The sequence below is a fragment of the Streptomyces sp. 1331.2 genome, assembly GCF_900199205.1.
Lineage (GTDB): Bacteria > Actinomycetota > Actinomycetes > Streptomycetales > Streptomycetaceae > Kitasatospora.
Genome location: NZ_OBMJ01000001.1, coordinates 709,173 through 727,196, shown reverse-complemented (window position 1 = coordinate 727,196; position 18,024 = coordinate 709,173). Strand labels below are relative to the sequence as shown.

At 74.4% G+C, this 18,024-nt stretch carries 15 protein-coding genes; 9 read left to right on the top strand and 6 right to left on the bottom strand.

The genetic code is table 11. The features are described 5' to 3' along the window. Positions 1-187: 187 nt before the first annotated feature. Complete coding sequence (locus tag CRP52_RS03110) at positions 188-967, top strand: SDR family NAD(P)-dependent oxidoreductase (RefSeq protein ID WP_257032257.1); 780 nt, start codon at positions 188-190, stop codon at positions 965-967. A 28-nt stretch (positions 968-995) separates the two neighbouring features. After that, a complete protein-coding gene (locus CRP52_RS03105; RefSeq protein WP_143685638.1) occupies positions 996-2,399 on the top strand; it encodes a glycosyltransferase in 1,404 nt (467 codons plus the stop codon). 57 nt (positions 2,400-2,456) lie between these two features. Here the strand turns inward: CRP52_RS03105 and CRP52_RS03100 are convergent, their stop codons facing one another. The 3 genes from CRP52_RS03100 to CRP52_RS03090 form a co-directional block, all read right to left on the bottom strand. Further along, positions 2,457-3,170, bottom strand: a complete 714-nt coding sequence (locus CRP52_RS03100) for a hypothetical protein (protein ID WP_097234963.1) — start codon at positions 3,168-3,170, stop codon at positions 2,457-2,459. Positions 3,171-3,364: 194 nt separating this feature from the next. After that, positions 3,365-5,056, bottom strand: coding sequence for a DUF885 domain-containing protein (locus tag CRP52_RS03095; protein WP_179852672.1), 1,692 nt, complete (start codon positions 5,054-5,056; stop codon positions 3,365-3,367). Positions 5,057-5,235: 179 nt separating this feature from the next. Next, on the bottom strand, positions 5,236-5,664 hold the full coding sequence (locus CRP52_RS03090; protein WP_097234961.1) for a DUF5997 family protein: 429 nt from the start codon (positions 5,662-5,664) through the stop codon (positions 5,236-5,238). A 58-nt stretch (positions 5,665-5,722) separates the two neighbouring features. Here CRP52_RS03090 and CRP52_RS03085 point away from each other — a divergent pair, with 58 nt between their 5' ends. After that, a complete protein-coding gene (locus tag CRP52_RS03085) occupies positions 5,723-6,532 on the top strand; it encodes a LysR family substrate-binding domain-containing protein (RefSeq protein ID WP_097234960.1) in 810 nt (269 codons plus the stop codon). Between the two features lie 66 nt (positions 6,533-6,598). After that, positions 6,599-7,243 carry a DUF421 domain-containing protein gene (locus CRP52_RS03080; protein ID WP_097234959.1) on the top strand — a complete coding sequence of 215 codons (645 nt, stop codon included), beginning with the start codon at positions 6,599-6,601 and terminating at the stop codon, positions 7,241-7,243. Here the strand turns inward: CRP52_RS03080 and CRP52_RS03075 are convergent. Further along, positions 7,193-7,921: a rhomboid-like protein gene (locus CRP52_RS03075; protein WP_097234958.1), complete on the bottom strand. Its 729-nt coding sequence runs from the start codon at positions 7,919-7,921 to the stop codon at positions 7,193-7,195. The genes CRP52_RS03080 and CRP52_RS03075 overlap by 51 nt on opposite strands. A 143-nt stretch (positions 7,922-8,064) precedes the next feature. Then, complete coding sequence (locus CRP52_RS03070; protein ID WP_257032255.1) at positions 8,065-9,414, bottom strand: cytochrome P450; 1,350 nt, start codon at positions 9,412-9,414, stop codon at positions 8,065-8,067. A gap of 304 nt (positions 9,415-9,718) precedes the next feature. Between CRP52_RS03070 and CRP52_RS03065 the strand changes: the two genes are divergently transcribed. Beyond that, a complete protein-coding gene (locus CRP52_RS03065) occupies positions 9,719-11,122 on the top strand; it encodes an amidase (protein ID WP_097234956.1) in 1,404 nt (467 codons plus the stop codon). A gap of 71 nt (positions 11,123-11,193) precedes the next feature. On the opposite strand, the gene CRP52_RS03060 is transcribed toward CRP52_RS03065, so the two are convergent. Beyond that, positions 11,194-13,149 (bottom strand): FUSC family protein, encoded by a 1,956-nt coding sequence (locus CRP52_RS03060; protein ID WP_257032254.1) that lies wholly within the window; start codon positions 13,147-13,149, stop codon positions 11,194-11,196. A 519-nt stretch (positions 13,150-13,668) separates the two neighbouring features. On the opposite strand from CRP52_RS03060, the gene CRP52_RS03055 reads away from it, so the two are divergent. The 4 genes from CRP52_RS03055 to CRP52_RS03040 all read left to right on the top strand — a co-directional run bounded on the left by CRP52_RS03055 (position 13,669) and on the right by CRP52_RS03040 (position 18,020). Then, positions 13,669-14,748, top strand: coding sequence for a phytanoyl-CoA dioxygenase family protein (locus tag CRP52_RS03055; protein ID WP_097234955.1), 1,080 nt, complete (start codon positions 13,669-13,671; stop codon positions 14,746-14,748). Then, the gene (locus tag CRP52_RS03050) at positions 14,741-16,078 is read left to right on the top strand and encodes a DUF6271 family protein (protein ID WP_097234954.1); all 1,338 of its coding nucleotides are present in this window, start codon (positions 14,741-14,743) and stop codon (positions 16,076-16,078) included. Before CRP52_RS03055 ends, CRP52_RS03050 begins: the two co-directional genes overlap by 8 nt. A 107-nt stretch (positions 16,079-16,185) precedes the next feature. Continuing rightward, on the top strand, positions 16,186-17,406 hold the full coding sequence (locus tag CRP52_RS03045; RefSeq protein WP_097239793.1) for a type III PLP-dependent enzyme: 1,221 nt from the start codon (positions 16,186-16,188) through the stop codon (positions 17,404-17,406). After that, the gene (locus CRP52_RS03040) at positions 17,403-18,020 is read left to right on the top strand and encodes a GNAT family N-acetyltransferase (RefSeq protein ID WP_097234953.1); all 618 of its coding nucleotides are present in this window, start codon (positions 17,403-17,405) and stop codon (positions 18,018-18,020) included. Before CRP52_RS03045 ends, CRP52_RS03040 begins: the two co-directional genes overlap by 4 nt. Positions 18,021-18,024 lie beyond the last annotated feature (4 nt).

Sequence of the window (18,024 nt, the reverse complement as noted above, 5' to 3'; positions counted from 1 at the left end):
GTGTCGTGGATCCGTGAGCCGGAGTCAGTTGGTGACGGCCAGGGGCGGGTGGTGGTGGCGCCTTGCGGCGATGACCTCCTCGGGGCCGGCGGGGCCGGCGGGTACGCACCCATCCCCCCGATGCCGGCCCGCTCGCGTGCCTCGCTACCGTACGGGGGGTCGGTTCAGCACCGAAGGGGACGGCGTGATGGGGGATGACATGGCGGGGGACGGGCTCGCGGTGGTGTCCGGCGGGGGTACCGGGATCGGGCGGGCGATCGCGGCCCGGCTGGCCGGGGAGGGGCGCCGGGTGGTGACCGTCGGGCGTCGGGCGGCTGTGCTGGAGCAGGCCCGGGAGGAGATCGAGCGGGAGGCGGGGCCGGGGCGGATCGTCCCGGTGGCGGCCGACCTGACCGATCCGGCGGCGGTGGCGGCGGCGGCCGACCGGATCGCCGGACTCGGCCCGGTGGACGCCCTGGTGAACAACGCGGGCGCCATCGTCACCCCGCCCGAGGACGACAGCCTGGCCGCGCTGGCCCGCTCGTGGCGGCACGACCTGGACGTCAACCTGCTCACCGCCGTGCTGCTGACCACCGCCCTGCAGGGCGCGCTGCGCCGCCCCGGCGGCCGCTTGGTGGTGATCAGTTCGGCGGCGGCCCAGCGCGGCGGGGCGGGGCCGCACTCGGCCGGCTCGTACGCCGCCGCGAAGGCCGCCCTGCACGGCTGGGCCTTCGGCCTGGCCCGGCAGTTGGGGCCGGACGGGATCACGGTCAACGTCCTCGCGCCCGGCTACATCGAGGAGACCGAGATCTTCGGCGCGGGGTGGAGCGAGGAGTTCCACGCCCGGAAGGTGGCCGACACCCTGGTCGGCCGGGCCGGAACGCCCGCCGACGTGGCCGACGCGGTGGCCTACCTGGTCTCGCCGGCCTGCGGGTACGTCACCGGCCAGGTGATCGGCGTCAACGGCGGCGCGGTGCTGGGGCGCTGAGGGCCTGCAGGACCGGGGTGCCGAGGCGTTGATCGGTCGTCTGCCGGAGGTCCGTACGGTGAGCGCCGACCACGAACCGAGTGGCCCGAGCACGACCGAGGAGCCTCCGCTGTCCAGGATCATCACCACCGCCCTGCCCGCACACGGCCACACCGGCCCGCTGCTGGCCGTCTCCGCCGACCTCGCCGCCCGCGGGCACGAGGTGGTGTTCCTGGGCGGCTCGCGGTTCGCCGGCGCGGCCGAGCGGGCGGGGGTGCGGTTCGTCGCGCTGCCCGCCGAGGCGGACTTCGACGACCGCGACCTCGACGGCAGCTTCCCGGGACGGTCGAGCCTGCCGCCCGGTCCGGAGCGGCTGGCCTTCGACGCGCGGCACGTCTTCCTCGACCCGATCCCGGCCCAGTACCGGGCGCTGCTCGCGCTGCTGGCGGACTTCCCGGCGGACGCCGTGATCGCGGACGCCTTCCTGCAGGGCGCGCTGCCGCTGGCGCTGAGCCGGCCGCGGTCGCAGCGCCCGGCGCTGATCGGCATCGGGGTCACCCCGGCGATGCTGCCCAGCGTGGACACCGCGCCCTTCGGGCCGGGGCTGCCGCCGCTGCCGGGGGAGGAGGGCCGGGCCCGCAACCGGGCGCTGCAGGAGGAGGCGGACCGGCGCGCCGAGCCGCTGCGGCGGTACACCGAGAAGGTGTACGCCGGGCTGGGCGTCGAGGCGCCGCGGGGGCCGCGCGGGCTCGCCGCCGTGACGGTGCCGGACCACTTCCTGCAGCTGACCGTCCCGGGTTTCGAGTACCCGCGCAGCGACGCCCCGGCCGGCTTCCGCCTGATCGGCGCGCTGCCGGGCGCCGTCGGGGACGAGCAGCCGCTGCCCTCCTGGTGGGGCGAGCTGACGGCCGGCCGGCCGGTCGTCGTGGTGACCCAGGGGACGCTGGCCAACGACGACCTCGGCGAGCTGGTCGCCCCGACCGTCACCGCGCTGGCGGAGCGGGACCTCCTGGTGGTGGCCGCGACCGGCCGCCAGGGCGGCCCGCAGGCGCTGGCCGGGCTGCTCGGCGGGAGCCTGCCGGGGAACGTGCGGGCCGTCGACTACGTCCCGTTCGAGCGGCTGCTGCCGCACACCGACCTGCTGGTCAGCAACGGCGGCTACGGCGGGGTGCAGACGGCGCTGCGGTACGGGGTGCCGCTGGTGGTGGCCGGGGCGAGCGAGGACAAGCCGGAGGTGGCGGCCCGGGTGCAGTGGTCGGGCGTGGGGCTGGACCTGCGGACGGGCCGTCCGGCACCGGTGGAGGTCGGCGCCGCCGTCGACCGGGTGCTCGGCGAGGGCCGGTTCCAGGAGCGGGCCCGCGCGCTGGGCGCGGAGCTCGCGCAGTACCGGCCGTTCGACACGATCGCCGAGCTGGTGGAGGCGGAGGCGCACTCCGTGCCGGTCGGACGCTGACCGGACGTCCCGCCGACGGACGGTCCGTCGGCGGTCCGTCCGTCGGCGGGCGGCCCGTCAGTCCCCGTCGGCGTCGGCCTCGGCGGTCGGCGCGCTGCCGGAGCGGATGCCGAGCTTGACCTCGGCCGTGGTCCAGTCGGTGGCGATCGCCTGCTGGGCCGCGGCGAGGGTGACCTGGCCCTTGCAGATCGCGGTGTGCAGGTGCGTCTCCACCGAGTCCTTGGGGTTGTTCGGGCCCTTGCCCGGGACGTGGTCGGGGGAGGGCGGCTGGATCCAGAGGTTGCGGGCGTCGTTGGGGTCGCCGCCGAGCTGCAGGCTGATCAGGTGGTCGTACTCGGCGTCGCCCATCGGGCCGGTGTAGCCGTAGGACTTGGCGTTCTCGGCCTTCTCCTTGCCGGTGAGGCTCGCCGGCGGGCGGATGCCCGAGGTGTAGCCGCCCTGCTTGCAGATGGTGTCCTTGAGGTTGTCCTGGTTGACGGCCGGACTGATCGCCCCCGGGGTGCAGTTCGGGTCGGGCAGCGGCTGCTTGTCCGCGGTGTAGCGGTAGTGGCAGCTGCCCGGCGCGGGCTGCGGCTGGACCTCGTACGAGCTCTTCGGGCCGGGCCCGGTCACGATCGCGGCCGGGGCGGGCTGGGCGGCGTCGCCGGCGGCCGGGGCGGAGCTGTGGCCGGCCCCCTTGGCGGTGTGGCCACCGCCGGACGAGCAGCCTGCGGCTGCGGCGAGCAGGACGGCCGCGGCCACGGCCAGGGCGCGGCGGGCGGGTGCCGGCACGGGTTCTCCTCCATCTGGGTGTGCGTGAGCGGCGGCCACCGGGCGTGCCAGGACCGCCAGCGGACACTACCGTGTCGATGGGGCCGAACGGGTGACGGCACGTCCGGGCGGGGGAAGCCTTTACCGGGCGCGCGGAATCGTTTCCGCAGCCGGCGCGCTCCGAAAGCCGCCCCGACCCGCTGGTGCGCGGCGGTCTAGTGCGCCGCGATCCAGTCCGAGACCAGCTCGTCCAGCACGCCCAGCGGCAGGCTGCCGTGCCCGATCAGCTGGTGGTGGAACTCCCGGACGTCGAAGCGGGCGCCGAGCGCGGCCTGCGCCCGCTCGCGGTGCCGGACGATCTCCCGACGGCCGATCAGGTACGCCGTGGCCTGGCCCGGCCAGGCGAGGTAGCGGTCGATCTCGTTGCGGACGTTGGCCTCCGGGGTGGCGGTGTTGTCCCGCATGAAGGCCATCGCCCGCTCCCGGGACCAGCCGTAGTGGTGCATCCCGGTGTCCACCACCAGCCGTACCGCCCGCAGGGCGTCCATCGAGAGCATGCCGAAGCGGGAGACGTCCGAGCTGTACAGCCCCATCTCGTCCGCGAGCCGTTCGGTGTAGAGGCCCCAGCCCTCGACGTGGGCGGTCAGCTGGCCGCTCGGCTTCTGCCGGAACTGCGGCAGGTGGTGCAGGGTCTGGGCGACGGCGATCTGCAGGTGGTGGCCGGGCACGCTCTCGTGGAAGGCGATCGCCTCGTACTCGTAGCTGAACCGGGTCTCCGGGCGCAGCGTGTTGATCCAGTGGGTGCCGGGCCGGCCGCCCGGGCCCGGCGGCTGGTAGTAGGCGAGCGGTGCGGTCTCCGCCTCGATCGGAGCGATCTCCCTGGTCACGCAGTCGGCGACCGGGTACGGGTGGAACCAGTCCGGGGCGGCGGCGCGGGCCCGCTCCAGGGCGCCGTCCACCAGGGCGAGCATCTCGGCGGCGGTGGTGAAGCGCAGCGAGCGGTCCTCGCGCAGGGCGGCCAGCACGCCCGCGGGGTCGGTGATGCCGAGCACCTTGCCGCCCAGTTCGGCGAACTCCTCGCGCAGCGCGGCGACCGCGTCCAGGCCGATCCGGTGCACCTCCTCCGGGGTGAGCCCGGGCCGGGTGAAGCGGCCGACGGCATCGGCGTAGCCCTCGGCCCCGCCCGGCAGGTGGCAGACCCCGGCCCGGTCGTCGGGGCGGGCGGCCGGCGCCAACTGCCCGGCCAGCCCGGCGCGGTAGCGGGCCAGCGCCGGGCGGACGGCGTCGCGCACGATCGCCAGGGCGCGCTCGTGCTCCGGGCGGTCCCGCAGCGGGCGCAGCAGGGTGTCCTCGTCGGGGGCGGTGGCGAGGTGGGAGTCCAGCTGGGTGACGGCGGCGTCGACCCCGCTGCGCAGTGGGTGGCGGCCCTCGGCGGCGGCGTCCAGGGCGAGGCGCAGGGCGGCGTCGAAGTAGCCGGGCAGGGCGGCGAGTCGTGCCAGGTAGGCGTCGGTGCCCCCGTGGTCGACGGGGGCCATCGTGAGCGAGGTGATGGCTTCGTTGTGCTTGGCGACGATGGTCGCCGAGATCGAGAAATCGTCCAGCCCGTGGGTGAGCCGGCCGATCCCGTTGTCGATCAGGCGGGCCAGGACCCGGTGGGTGGTGCGGTCCTCGCCGGTCAGTCGGTCCAGGGGGATCGCGGCGAGCCGGACTCGGAAGCCCTCCAGCGCCTCGCGGTGGTGCCGGGCGGCGGCGCGGGACGGGTCGGGCAGCAGGTGCGCGTAACCCTCGACGCCGCCGAGGGTCGCGTCGAACGGGTTGTGGGTGTTCTCGGCGTCGAAGTAGTCGTCGGCGAGTGCGGCGAGTGCGGCGAGTGCGGCGGGTTCGGCGTGCTGGGACTGCTCGATCAAGGATCCCCCTGCTCCGGTGCGGTCGGTGCAGTCCGGGGTGCCCTGGGGCAGCCCGAACCGCACCGATTATTCGGAGCGACCGGCGATGCGGTCAATACACGGCGGAGGAGGGGGAGTTCCTGCCGTGGCGGTCGGTGACGCCGTCGACGGCGGTCACCCTGCAGGCGAGCGCGGGAGGGTCAGCGGCCCTGGGCGGCCTTCGACTCCTTGGCGGCCTTGGCGGCGGCCTCCTTCTCGTGCTTCTCCTTGATCCGCAGGGTCTCCTTGCGGACGTCGACCTGGTTGGCGCGCTCGTGCTGCAGCCAGAGCGGGTTCTCGGCCTTGATCGCCTCGATCTGCTCGGTGGTGAGCGCCTCGGTCACGCCGCCGCGGGCCAGGCCGGCGATCGACACGCCGAGCTTGGCGGCGACCACCGGGCGCGGGTGCGGGCCGTGCTGGCGCAGCTCCTGGAGCCACTGCGGCGGCTCGGCCTGCAGTGCGTTGAGCTCCTCGCGGGAGACCACGCCCTCCTGGAAGTCGGTCGGCGCCGCGTCGAGGTAGATCCCCAGCTTCTTGGCCGCCGTGGCCGGCTTCATGGTCTGGCTGGTCTTCTGCTTGAGCGATGTCATGGTGACAAGGGTAAGGGAGCGCGCGGGCGCTCCTCGTCACGGTCGGTAGCCTTGCCCTGTGACAGACATGCAGGTGAACCCCTCCTTCCGGCTCGTGTACGTCCCGGGCGTGACCCCCGGCAAATGGGTCCGGGTCTGGGACGAGCGGCTCCCGGACGTACGGCTCGACCTCCTCGCGGTCCCGGTCGGTGACGGCGAGCGGACCCTGCGCGAGGGCGGCGCGGACGCCGGGCTGGTCCGGCTGCCGGTCGACAAGGACGTGCTGAGCGCGATCCCGCTGTACACCGAGACCACCGTCGTGGTCTTCCCCAAGGACCACTGGCTGGCCGCCGCCGAGGAGGTCGCGGTCGACGACCTGGCCGAGGAGGTGGTCTTCCACCCGCTGGACGACACCCTCGGCTTCACTGCCGACACCCTGCCCGGGCGCCCCGCCATCGCCCGCCCGGACACCACGGCGGACGCGATCGAGCTGGTCGCGGCCAACGTCGGTGTGCTCCTGGTGCCGCAGTCCCTGGCTCGGCTGCACCACCGCCGGGACCTCACCTACCGGCCGGTGACGGACGCGCCGCAGTCCCAGGTGGCGCTGTCCTGGCCGCTGGAGCAGACGACCGACCTGGTGGAGGAGTTCATCGGGATCGTGCGGGGCCGTACGGTCAACAGCTCGCGCGGTCGCGGGGCCGGGCAGGCGGCGACCGAGGCGAAGCAGCAGAAGTCCTCGGGCGGCCAGAAGGCGGGCGGGCAGAAGGCAGGGGCGCAGAGGGCGGGGGCGCAGAAGCAGCAGCGGGCGGGCGGGCAGAAGCCGAAGGCCGCGCCCGGCGGGCGGGGCGCGGCGGCGGCCCGGCGCGGCAAGCCGAAGCGGCGCGGTTAGCGGCCGTGGCGTAGCGTCGGCCCCGTTCCGTCGAGTCGCGGTGGGAGCGGTGGGAGGAGCGGGGCCGTGTGGCATGACCTGCTGGTCGTCCAGATGCCGATCGTCGAGAAGGTCCTTCGGACCGTCGCCGTCTACGCGCTGATCGTGTTGCTGTTCCGGCTCGCCGGGAAACGCGGGCTGGCCGGGCTGAACACCTTCGACATGGTGGTCGTCTTCCTGCTCTCCAACGTGGTGCAGAACGCCGTCATCGGCAACGACAACAGCCTGCTCGGCGGCGTGATCGGGGCCGTCACCCTGGTCGCGGTGAACTCCGCCGTCACCCGCTGGCTCGCCCGGGACCCGAGGGCCGCCCGGCTCCTGGAGGGCACGGCCACCACCGTGGTCGAGGACGGCGAGCTGGACCGCGCTGCGCTGCGCGCCCTGGCACTGCGCCCGTCCGAGCTGGAGCACGCCATCCGGATGCAGAACGGCGACACGGTGACCGATGTCGCCCGGGCCCGGCTGGAGCCGGACGGGCAGCTGCTGGTCACCCTCAAGGCGGCCGAGCAGAGCGCCACGCGGGGCGATGTGGAGGAGCTGCGGCAGCGGCTGGGGACGATCGAGCGGCTGCTCACGGACCTCTCCGCGGACCGGCGGCGCCTGTCGGGCCTCCGGTGGTGGTCACGGCTGGGCGTCGGCCGTGGCCGGGGCGGCGGCCCGGCGTCGTCGTGACGACGCCACCGCCACCGCACCGGCCACGGCGAAGCCGAGGGCGGCGGAGAGCAGGTGGCCGACGGTGGTGAAGTCCGGCAGCGGGCCGGGCCAGTCATGGCCGCCGGAGAGCGGCCAGGCGAGGACGAAGGCCGCCCAGGGGAGGCGGGCCCAGCGGGGCAGGGCGAGGGTGGCGAACGCGAGGGCGGTCTGGGCGCCGTAGCTGATGCCGTAGTCGGAGGCGTGCCGCACGCTCTCCGGGTACCAGCCGTGCCGCAGGGCGAGCAGGATGACGGCGGTGGTGACCAGGGTGGCGCCGATGTGTCCGCCGAGGAAGACGGCGGCGGCGCGGAGCCCACCGAGGCGGCGCTCCGCCCAGGCGAGGCAGCAGCAGACGCCGAGGCCGAGGGTGATCAGGGTGCCGCCGAAGCCGGTGGAGGCGATGTCGGTGAGCGTTCCGTCGTAGAGCAGGGCGCTGCCGAGGAGTGCGGTGACCGGGTGGTCGTGCAGGTTGTCGAGGTTGGTGCTGATGTACTCCCGGAGGGCGTCGGCCCGGGCGGGGGAGAGCAGGTCCTCGACCCAGACGTGGCCGAGCAGGAGCAGGCCGACGTAGCCGAGCGTCACCGGCGAGCGGCGCGGGTACGTCCGCACGGCGCGGAGCAGCCTGGCCGGCAGTCTCCGCGGCGATCGAGCGTTCATGGTCTGGTGCCGTCCCGTCGAGCCGAATCTCCGACCGGCGCAACCCCGCCGGCTCCGCGGCGACAGTACCGTCCCGGCTTCCGGCGGCGGGTCAGCGGGGAGGGGCCGCTGCGGGTGGCGGTGGTGGAGCGGGCCGGGGCGGGTCATCGGGGGCGGCGGGTCAGGGTGGCGGTGAAGGGGCGGGGGGTGAGGGAGGCGCTGCGGGTGGGGCGGACGGGGCGGCCGGGGGTGGGGGTGACGGTCCAGCGGGCGGCGATGGTGGCGATGGCGAGGACGGCTTCGGTGGTGCCGAAGGTGTCGCCGATGCAGCGGCGGGCGCCGAGGCCGAAGGGGGTGTAGGTGCCGGGGGCGGGGTGGGCGGTGGTGAGCCAGCGGTCGGGGTCGAAGCGGTCGGGGCAGGGGAAGAGGTCGGCCCGGCGGTGCAGCAGATACGGGCTGAACAGGATGGTGGCACCGGCCGGGACGCGGTGGCCGCCGAGTTCGGTGGCGGTGGTGACGGTGCGGCTGAGCAGCCAGACCGGGGGGTGGAGCCGCAGGGTCTCGCTGACGATCCGGGCGGTGAGCGGGAGGGCGGGCAGGTCCTCGTGGCGGGCGGGGCGGCCGTCGAGGACGGTGTCGAGTTCGGCGTGCAGGCGCCTGCGGACGGCCGGGTTGGCGGCGAGCAGGGTCCAGGCCCAGGAGAGGGTGGCGGCGGTGGTCTCCGTGCCGGCGAGCAGGAAGGTGATCACCTGGTCGTGGATCTCGGCGTCGGACAGGCCCTTCCCGTCCTCGTCCTGTGCGCCGAGCACCACGGAGAGCAGGTCCCCGTGGTCGGTGCCGGTGGCGCGGTAGTCGGCGATCAGCTGCTCGGTGGTCTCCCGCAGGGTCTGCCGGGCGCGTCGGAAGCGGCGGTTGCCGGGGGTGGGGAGCCGGTCGAGTCCGGGCAGCGGCAGCATGACGCGCCGGCCGACGCCGCGGGTGATGACGTCCGCGCTCTCGTGCAGGGGCAGCGAGCCGGCCCGGTCGTGTGCGGCGAACAGGCAGCGGGCGGTGACGGCGGTGGCGAGCCGGTACATCGCGGCGGGGAGGTCGACGGTGTCGCCGTCGCGCCAGGGGGCGGTGGTGGCGGCGATCTCCTCGGCCATCAGCGCGGCGTAGCCGGGCAGCCGGTCGCGGTGGAACGCGGGCTGCAGCAGGCGGCGTTGGCGTCGGTGGGCGGCGGCGGGGCAGGTGGCGAGGCCCTCGCCGAAGACCTCCCGGGCTTTGTCGAGGACGAGCCCGCCCTTGTCGTAGGTGCGGTCCTGGGTGAGCAGTCGGCGGACCAGTTCGGGATGGCAGGCGACGTACGCGTCGAGCGGGCCGAGCCGCAGCCGGACGAGGTCGCCGTGGGCGGGCAGGCCGGCGACGAAGGCGTGCGGGCGGTGCAGGAGGGCGGGGGCGTGGCCGAGCAGGGGGATGGCGCCGGGAGCGGTGGCGGCGGTGAACCGGGGGGTGGGGAGGACGCGGGTCGGCACGGGCATCACCTCGGGTCGGGTGGGCGGACCGGAGTGTTCGTGAACGTGATCTTTCCCGGCGGCCGCCGGCGAAACGGTCGCGGACCGGCGGGTGGGGTGAACACGGGGGCGCAGGCCGAACGCCCGTGCTCCATCGGTGCGGTGATGGGTCGTTTACCCGTGGACGGGTCGGACATTCCACTGGCTCCGCCCGGCGCATAGACTCGAACCCTTCGCGAGACTACCGGCCAGTAGAACTGGGCGGTGCTACCAACCGGTTCGACGATCGGACGGTCCACCGTCCGGCAGGGAATGGGGAGTTCGGATGACCGACGAGCGGGTCCACGCGTTCACCGACGACGCCCTCGGCTCGCACGACGCGGTGGCCCTCGCCGCCCTGGTGCGGGCCGGTGCGGTCAACCCCCGGGAGCTCGTCGGCGCGGCCGTCGCCCGTGCCGCCCGGGTGGACGGCGCCCTGCTGCCGGTCGCCCATGCTTCGTACGACAAACCGCAGATCAGCCGGGAGGGCATCGGCGGGCCGCTCTGGGGCGTACCGACCTACCTCAAGGACAACGTCGACCTGCGCGGCCTGCCGACCGCCATGGGGAGCGAGGCGTTCCGGCCCCGACCGGCCCGCCGCAACGCCAGGTTCACCGACCAGTTCCTCGCCACCGGTCTGGCCGTGCTCGGCAAGACCCGGCTGCCCGAGTTCGGCCTCAACGCCTCCACCGAGTTCGCCACTGCCCAGCCGGTGCGCAACCCCTGGAAGCCCTCGCACTCGCCCGGGGCCTCCTCCGGCGGCGCGGCGGCCCTGGTCGCCTCCGGCGTGGTGCCGATCGCGCACGCCAACGACGGCGGCGGCTCGATCCGCATCCCTGCGGCCTGCTGCGGCCTGGTCGGGCTCAAGCCCACCCGGGGCCGGCTGGTCACCAACGCGCAGAGCGGCAAACTGCCCATCGACCTGGTCACCGACGGAGTGCTGACCCGCTCGGTGCGCGACACCGCCGCCTTCTTCGCCGCCGCCGAACGGCACCGCCGCAACCCCGAACTGCCCCCGCTCGGCCTGGTCGAGGGCCCCGGGAACCAGCGGCTGCGGATCGGCCTGGTGGTCGACTCGCCGATCGCCAAGACGGACGAGGCGACCCGCCGGGTGGTCGAGGAGACCGCCGCCCGGCTGGAGGCGATGGGCCACCTGGTGGAGCCGACCGCCCTGCCCTTCGGCGAGGAGTTCTCCCGCGACTTCGTCTCCTACTGGGGCTACATCGCCTGGGCGCTCGCCTTCACCGGCCGACTGCTGATCGACCAGAGCTTCCGGGTCGGGAAGCTCGACGGGCTCACCACCGGGCTGCGCCGGCGGTTCCAGGCGGAGTTCGCGCACACCCCGGGCGTGCTGCGGCGGCTGCGCCGCGCCGAGGGCGTCTACCGGCGGGTGTTCGACCACCACGACGTGATCCTCTCCCCGGTGCTCGCCCACACCGCCCCGCCGATCGGGCACCTCAGCCCGAACGTGGCCTTCGACGAACTGATGGACCGGCTGCTGCGCTACGTGGCCTTCACCCCGGTCAACAACGTGACCGGCGGCCCGGGCATCGCCCTGCCGGCCGGCTCGACGGCGGGCGGCCTGCCGGTCGGGGTGCACCTGTCGGCGGCGCACGGGCAGGAACGGGTGCTGCTGGAACTGGCCTTCGCGCTGGAGGCGGACCGGCCCTGGCGGCGGATCCAGGACTGAGCTGACCGGATCCAGGACCCGAGCCGGGCGGGGGCGGGGCCGGGGGCCGGGCCGAGTCGGGGACGGCCGGATCAGGGCGCCGGTGCGGCGGCCACCGACCGCGCCGCGTGGACCTCGTGGTGCAGCCGGGCCAGCGCGCAGTCCGGGGCGAGCACGCCCGGAGCCGTCCCGGACAGCGGCCGGCCGGTGCGCAGCGCCTCGGCGAGGTCGGCCAGCTCCCGCGTCACGGCGCCGACCTCGGCCGCGGTCGGTACGGGCGCGCCGTGCTCGATCCGTACCCGGGTGGCGGTGGTGGTGTCCACGATCCGTTCGACCGCGATCACCACCGGCCACCACGCCTCCGCCCGGGCCCCGACCGGCGGCGGCTCGGTGAGCGCCCGCTGGAACTCGCTGCGCACCGCCGAGAGATCTCGGTAGAGCCGGCGCCGGTAGCGGGCCCGGGCGGGCTCGTCCGCGCCCGGCCCGGTGGTGAAGGCGAGCGACACGTACGAGGCGGTGTCCTGGACGGCCTCGGCGAGGCGGTCGCCGATCCGGGTGTGCCAGGACTCCGGCCACAGCAGGTAGCCGGCCAGCAGCGAGATGCCGCAGCCGATCAGCGAGTCGTAGAGCCGGGGCAGCACCAGGTGGAAGCCCTGGTGGTTGAGCAGGTCGGAGAGCAGCAGGATCACCGGGGTGATGGCCGCGGTCTGGAAGGCGTAGCCCTTGGCGGACAGTGCGGGGATCAGCGTCGCCAGCACCGCCATCACCGGCACGTCCCACCAGCCGCGCGGCACCGCGGCGAGCACCGGGGTGGCGATCAGCAGCCCGACCGCGGTGCCGAGCGCGCGCAGCACCGCGCGGGAGAACACCGAGCCGAAGTCCGGCTTCATCACGAAGGTCACGGTCAGCGCCACCCAGTACGAGCGGGGCACCGCGATCACCGAGACCAGCACCTGGGCCAGGCCGATGCACAGCGCCAGCCGCAGCCCGTACCGCCAGGAGGCGCCGGACAGCAGCAGCGCCCGGGCCGCCCGGCGGGCCCGTACCTCCAGGGCGGCGGGCCGGCCGAGCCGGTCGGCGGCGGCGTACGGGTCGGGCGCCGGTTCGGCGATCACGGTGCCGGCGTGCCCGATCGCCTCGACCAGGGCGCGGGTGGACGGCCCGGCGGGCACGGGCAGTTCGGGCGTCGGGGCGGGCCCGGTGCGGCCCTGTTCGACGGCGTCGGCCAGGGCCCGGACGGCGGCCGGGTAGGCGGCGGGCAGCGGGCCGAACTGGGGCGGCCGCAGGTGCGCGGCGGCGGCCGCCTCGACCACCGGGATCGCCGCGTTGAGCTGGGCGAGCAGCCGCACCAGGGTGGGTGAGCGCCCGTGCCGTCGGGCCCGCCGGGCGAGCAACAGGTCGTAGGAGTGGTTGAGCGACTGGGTGAGCTCGCGGCGCCGGTCGTCGTACTCGGGGGTGCCGGCGGCCTCCAGGAGGTCGGCGACCGCCCGGTAGGTGCCGGCGACTACCGCGCGTTCGGGCAGGCCGACGCGCAGCGGCCAGGCCAGCAGGGCCAGGACGAGCACCACCAGGCCGCCGAGCAGCAGCAGGCCGGGCGGCAGCCACCAGGGGGAGGGCAGCGGCAGGCCGGCCCCGACGACCGCGTTGAGCAGCAGGAGCAGCCCGGAGACGGAGGCGACCGCGCCGATCGAGGAGATCATGCCGGAGACCAGCGCGATGACGGTCAGCACGGCGACGGCCGTCCAGCCGGAGCCGTGCACCTGGGCGCCGAGCAGCACCCCGAGGGCGCCGAACAGCTGGGGGACGGCGATGTTGAAGACTCGCATCCGGTAGGCGTCGGCGGTGTCGCCGATGACCGCGGACAGCGCGCCCATCGACACCAGCGCACCGTAGCCGGGGCGGCCGGTGGCGGTGCCCACCGCGAGCGGGGCGGCGAGCGCGACGGAGGCGCGGGCCACTGCCGCCCAGGGGATCGGCGCGGCGCGGGGCCGCAGGCTTTCGGTCAGCCAGTCGGGCGGGGTGAGTCGGGCGGCTCCTGGGCGTGGCACGGTCCCAAGCTACGGCGGGCGGGGGGCGGTTGCCCGGCGTAACACGCCTCGCGCGGGCAACGCTTCGCGCGGGCAGCGGTGCGCGCGCGGTAACGGTTCGTGGGGCCGGTGGGGTTCACCTCCTCCCGGTTATGTCAATTTCCGAAACATACCCGCTCTTATGTCCGCCTGCGAAACATAAAGCGAACCGCGAGAGGCGGCGTGAGCTGCGTCGATTTTCCCAATCGGCAACCCGCGGGAAAGGGTTGACACCATTAGTTGGTCTAGTCCAATGTGTGGGAGGCGTGGTTCGGCAGGGCCTGAGACGTGGTGAGCGGCCGTGCCGGGCAGGTGAGTTGGCCAGTCGTCGGGGCGCACGGGCGTGATCGGCGGCCGAGCCGACAAGGAGCGTATACGGACCGCCGAAGGTCCGCGGGAGGAATTCCCGACCCGGCCGGAGCCCCGGCGGATTGGCTCCCGTGCCCGCGCCGCCCGCCGAATCAAGCGCCGCGTCGACTACGAACCATGGAGTGACTGCCCATGCCGAGCACTGACGGACAGGCCGAGGAGTATCTCCACCGCGCCGCCTCGCAGCGCCCCTACTTCAGCGCGGACACCGAGAGCTACCTGGCCCGCACCGCCCTGCGGGAGATCCGCAAGAAGCACCCGCTGCGCGTGCTCTCCGAAGCGGACTACGCGTTCTGGCAGACCCACGGCTACGTCGTGGTGCCGCAGGCGATCCCCGCCGAGGCCGCACAGCGCCTGCTCGACTTCGCCTGGGACTTCCAGGGCCTGTCCCCCGACCGCCCCGAGGACTGGTACCGCGAGCGGGACTACCGCGACGAACTCGACCGGCACCTGCACATCTACGGCTTCGTCGAGGCCTACCACCACCAACTCCTCTGGGACAGCCGCCAGTCGCAGCGCGTCTACGACGCCTTCGTGGACGTCTGGGACTGCGAGGAGCTGTGGGTCACCCTCGACCGGCTCAACCTCAACCCGCCCAACGTCCGCAACCGCGACCGCGCGCTGATCGAACCCACCGACCGCGGCTTCGACATCGAACTGCACTGGGACGTCGACACCACCCGGGGCGTGCTGCCGCAGCGCGTCCAGGGCATCATCGCGCTCAACGACACCGCCCCCGACCACGGCGGCTTCCAGTGCAATCCCGAGCTGTTCCGCCGCTTCAACCAGTGGCAGGCCGTCCAGCCCGCCGACCGCGACCCGATCCGCCCCGACGTCGACCGGGACGAGTACCCCGTCGTACGGCCCGAGTTGAAGGCCGGCGACCTGCTGATCTGGAACGGCCTGCTCGCCCACGGCGTCGAACGCAACACCTCCGAGCGCGGCGTGCGCGCGGTGCAGTACCTGTCGATGATGCCCGCCCTGGAGGAGGCCGAACAGCTGCGGCGCTCCCGGGTCGAGTCCTGGCGCACCCTCGCCACCCCGGACTGGAACCGCACGCTCGTCGGCGATGCCACCCGGCACGAGTCGCTGCGCTACGGGACCGCCGAACTCACCGAACTCGGCGAGAAGTTGCTCGGCCTGCGGTCCTGGACCGGCCGGACCTTCGAGCAGCAGAAGGACGCCGACGGCCGGGGGAGCCGGCATGCGTGACGTCTGCCTGACCCTGCCCACCAACCGCGAGTGCGCGGACACCATCACCGCCGTCGGCGCCGAAGCCGCCTACGCCGTCCGCCGGTTCGACGTCCGGGTGCACCTGCTGGTGCTGGACTCCGCCGACCCCGCCACCCGCGCCCGGCACGCCCGGGCGGTCGCCGCCCTGCCCGCCGTCGACGGCGTGCACGTCCACCACCTCGACGAGGACGCCCAACGCGCCTTCCTGCGCGAGGTGATCGACCGCTCCGGCGTCGCCGGCCCCGACAAGCTGCTGGACCTCATGCTGCCGGACGCCGTCTCCTACGGCGCCTGCACCAACCGGGCGTTCCTGATCGCCGCCGCGCTCGGCTGCGCCTCGGTGCACCGCCGCGACTCCGACAGCCGCTACCAATGGCTCCACGGCGAACCGGTGTTCCCGATCGAGCACGAGCTGGCCACCCTCGGCCGGAGAGCCGCCGACGCGGCCGCCGGCGTCACCGAGTACACCCTCGACCCGGCGCACGCGGACAAGCCCGTCGCCCTCGTCGGCGCCTCCTTCGTCGGCGAACTCTCCGTCGACATCGGCGAGATCCTCGAACTCGACCCCGAGGTCTACCACGACGTGGTCGCCCTCTGGGCCCCCACCGGCGCGAGCGAACAGGAGAAGCGCGAACTCGTCGCCCAGTCCTTCGTCGGCGGCGGCACCGAACCGTTCACCACCGACCGCACCGTGCTCGACCGGCCCGGCATCTGGCACATCGACATGTGCAACATCGGCCTCCACCACGAGGTGTACGAGCGCGTACCGCTGCCGCCCGCCACCGAGACCATCGGCAGCGACTACTTCCTCCACCACCTGGTGTACGACGCCACCCTGCCCGGCGTCACCCACAACCGCCACATCGTCAACTACTACACCCCGGAACGGCGCACCGGCCCCGGCTTCACCGCCTACCAGCTGCGCTACGCCAAGTTCCTGCTCTCCATGCTCTACCTCCACCCCGTCTACGCCGAGATGACGGAGGCCGGCGGAGCCCTGCTGGACGAGCAGCACCGCGTCCGCCCCGAGGCGATCGCCGACTCCGCCCGCCGCAGCGCTACCACCGACCGCGCGGAGAACCACCGCCGACTGGCCGAACTGGACCGCTGCTACCGGCAACTGGGCGGGAAGTACGCCGAGTTCGCCGACCACCTGGCATCCCGGCGAGTACGCCTGCTCGACGAGGCGCAGGCCGACATCGAGGACTTCGCCCTGCTGATCGACGCCTGGGGCCCGCTGGTGCGGGCGAGCAGGACCACCCCCGCCGACCGGCTGCCGGGGCGCGTCCGCGCCGGGAGCACCACGTGATACGCCAGACAGACCGGACGCCGGGCGCACCGCCCGCCCACCGCTCCCCGACCGGGAGCGCCGTCCACAGCCGCGCACCCCACCCCGACCCGCACGACCGCACCGCACTGCGCGCCGCCCTCGCGGCCGCCACCGACGACCGGATCATCTACGACCTGGACGGCATCGGCGGCCAGTACGCCGCCCTCCGCGACGAACTGCCCGGCGTGGCCGTACGGTTCGCCATGAAGGCCTGCCCGGTCGACGAGGTGCTGGCCCACCTGGCTGCCCTCGGCTCCGGCTTCGACGCGGCCGGCCCGCAGGAGATCGCCCAGGCGCTGCGCACCGGCGTCCCGCCCGAGCTGATTCACTACGGCAACACCATCAAGTCCGACCGCAACATCGCCGAGGCCCACCGGCTGGGCGTGCGCGACTTCGCCACCGACAGCCTGGAGGACGTCGCGGCGATCGCCGAACACGCCCCCGGCTCACGGGTGTTCTGCCGGATCGCGACCACCGGCGACGGCGCCCTGTGGGGCCTGAGCCACAAGTTCGGCTGCTCGCCCGAGGACGCCCTGCGGGTGCTCGGCGAAGCCCGTACCTCCGGGCTGGTGCCCTCCGGCCTGTCGGTGCACGTCGGCTCGCAGCAGATGACCGCCGAGGCCTGGGGCGCCGCCCTGGACTCGCTGGCCGCCGTGCTGGAAGCGCTCAACTGGCGTGGCATCACCCCTGATCGGATCAACCTCGGCGGCGGCCTGCCCGCCCTCGGCGTCCTCGACCGGCGCGGCCGGCCGCTCGACCCCCCGCTGGACAAGATGTTCGCGGTGATCCGCGAGGGCATGGACCGGCTGCGCGCCGTCAACGCCGGGCCGCTGGAGTTCCTGGTGGAGCCCGGCCGCCACCTGGTCGCCGACCACGGCGCCATCCGCGCGCACGTCGCCCGGCTCACCTCCCGCCACCGGCTAGACGGCGGCCGGGAGGACTGGCTCTACCTCAGCTGCGGCAAGTTCAACGGCCTGTACGAGATGGACCAGTTGCAGTACCGGCTGGAGTTCCCCACCCACCCCGGCGGCCAGTTCGTCAACGCGGTGGTGGCCGGCCCGACCTGCGACAGCGACGACGCGTACGCCCAGGACGGCGGCCTGGTGCGGGTCCCGCACGCGCTCGGCTCCGGTGACCCGGTCTGGATCCACTCCTGCGGCGCGTACGCCACCGCCTACGCGACCCGCGGGTTCAACGGCTTCGCGCCGCTGCCCTACAGCTGCATCGGCGGCACCGGACCCGGAACCGGACCCGGAACCGGCACCGGTCTCGATGGAAGCAACGGCCCCGACGGAGGCACCGCATGACCGACACCCGGATCCGACTGCTCCGGGAGGACGACTGGGACGCCGTGGTCGCGCTGGAGGAGCGCGCCTACGCCGCCAGCGGCCTGTCCGAGGGCCGCGAGGCGCTGCAGTCCCGGCACCGCGCCTCACCGGACACCTGCTTCGTCCTGGAGCACGCGGGCCGCCTCGGCGGCTACCTGCTCGCCCTGCCGTACCCGCTGTTCCGCTGCCCGGACCTCAGCCGCAGCGAGGAGCGCGGGACCGGGACCGGGGAGGGGGCGGCGCCCGGCAACATGCACGCCCACGACCTGGTGATCTCCGAGGAACTGCGCGGCCGGGGCCTGTCCCACCGGATGCTGCGGCACCTGGAGGACACCGCCCGGGCGGCCGGCCACCGGACCATCTCGCTGGTCGCCGTCCGCGGTTCGCACGTGCTGTGGACCCCGCTGGGCTACCGCGCCCGGCCCGAGGTCGAACTGCCTGCGAGCTACGGCTCCCGGGCGGTCTACATGGCGATGCCGCTGGACCCCGGCCGCCCGGCCGCCGACCTGAGCATTGACCTGACCGCCGACCCGACCTCCGACTTGACCGCCGACCCGACCGCCGGGCCCCGATCCAGAGCCGAAGTGGGCTGATGCC

Bases quoted from the DNA above. Each gene is read 5' to 3' on its own strand.
- CRP52_RS03110 (WP_257032257.1), top strand. From the start codon at position 188: ATGGGGGATGACATGGCGGGGGACGGGCTCGCGGTGGTGTCCGGCGGG.
- CRP52_RS03090 (WP_097234961.1), bottom strand. From the start codon at position 5,664: ATGACATCGCTCAAGCAGAAGACCAGCCAGACCATGAAGCCGGCCACG.
- CRP52_RS03075 (WP_097234958.1), bottom strand. From the start codon at position 7,921: ATGAACGCTCGATCGCCGCGGAGACTGCCGGCCAGGCTGCTCCGCGCC.
- CRP52_RS03065 (WP_097234956.1), top strand. From the start codon at position 9,719: ATGACCGACGAGCGGGTCCACGCGTTCACCGACGACGCCCTCGGCTCG.
- CRP52_RS03055 (WP_097234955.1), top strand. From the start codon at position 13,669: ATGCCGAGCACTGACGGACAGGCCGAGGAGTATCTCCACCGCGCCGCC.
- CRP52_RS03050 (WP_097234954.1), top strand. From the start codon at position 14,741: ATGCGTGACGTCTGCCTGACCCTGCCCACCAACCGCGAGTGCGCGGAC.
- CRP52_RS03040 (WP_097234953.1), top strand. From the start codon at position 17,403: ATGACCGACACCCGGATCCGACTGCTCCGGGAGGACGACTGGGACGCC.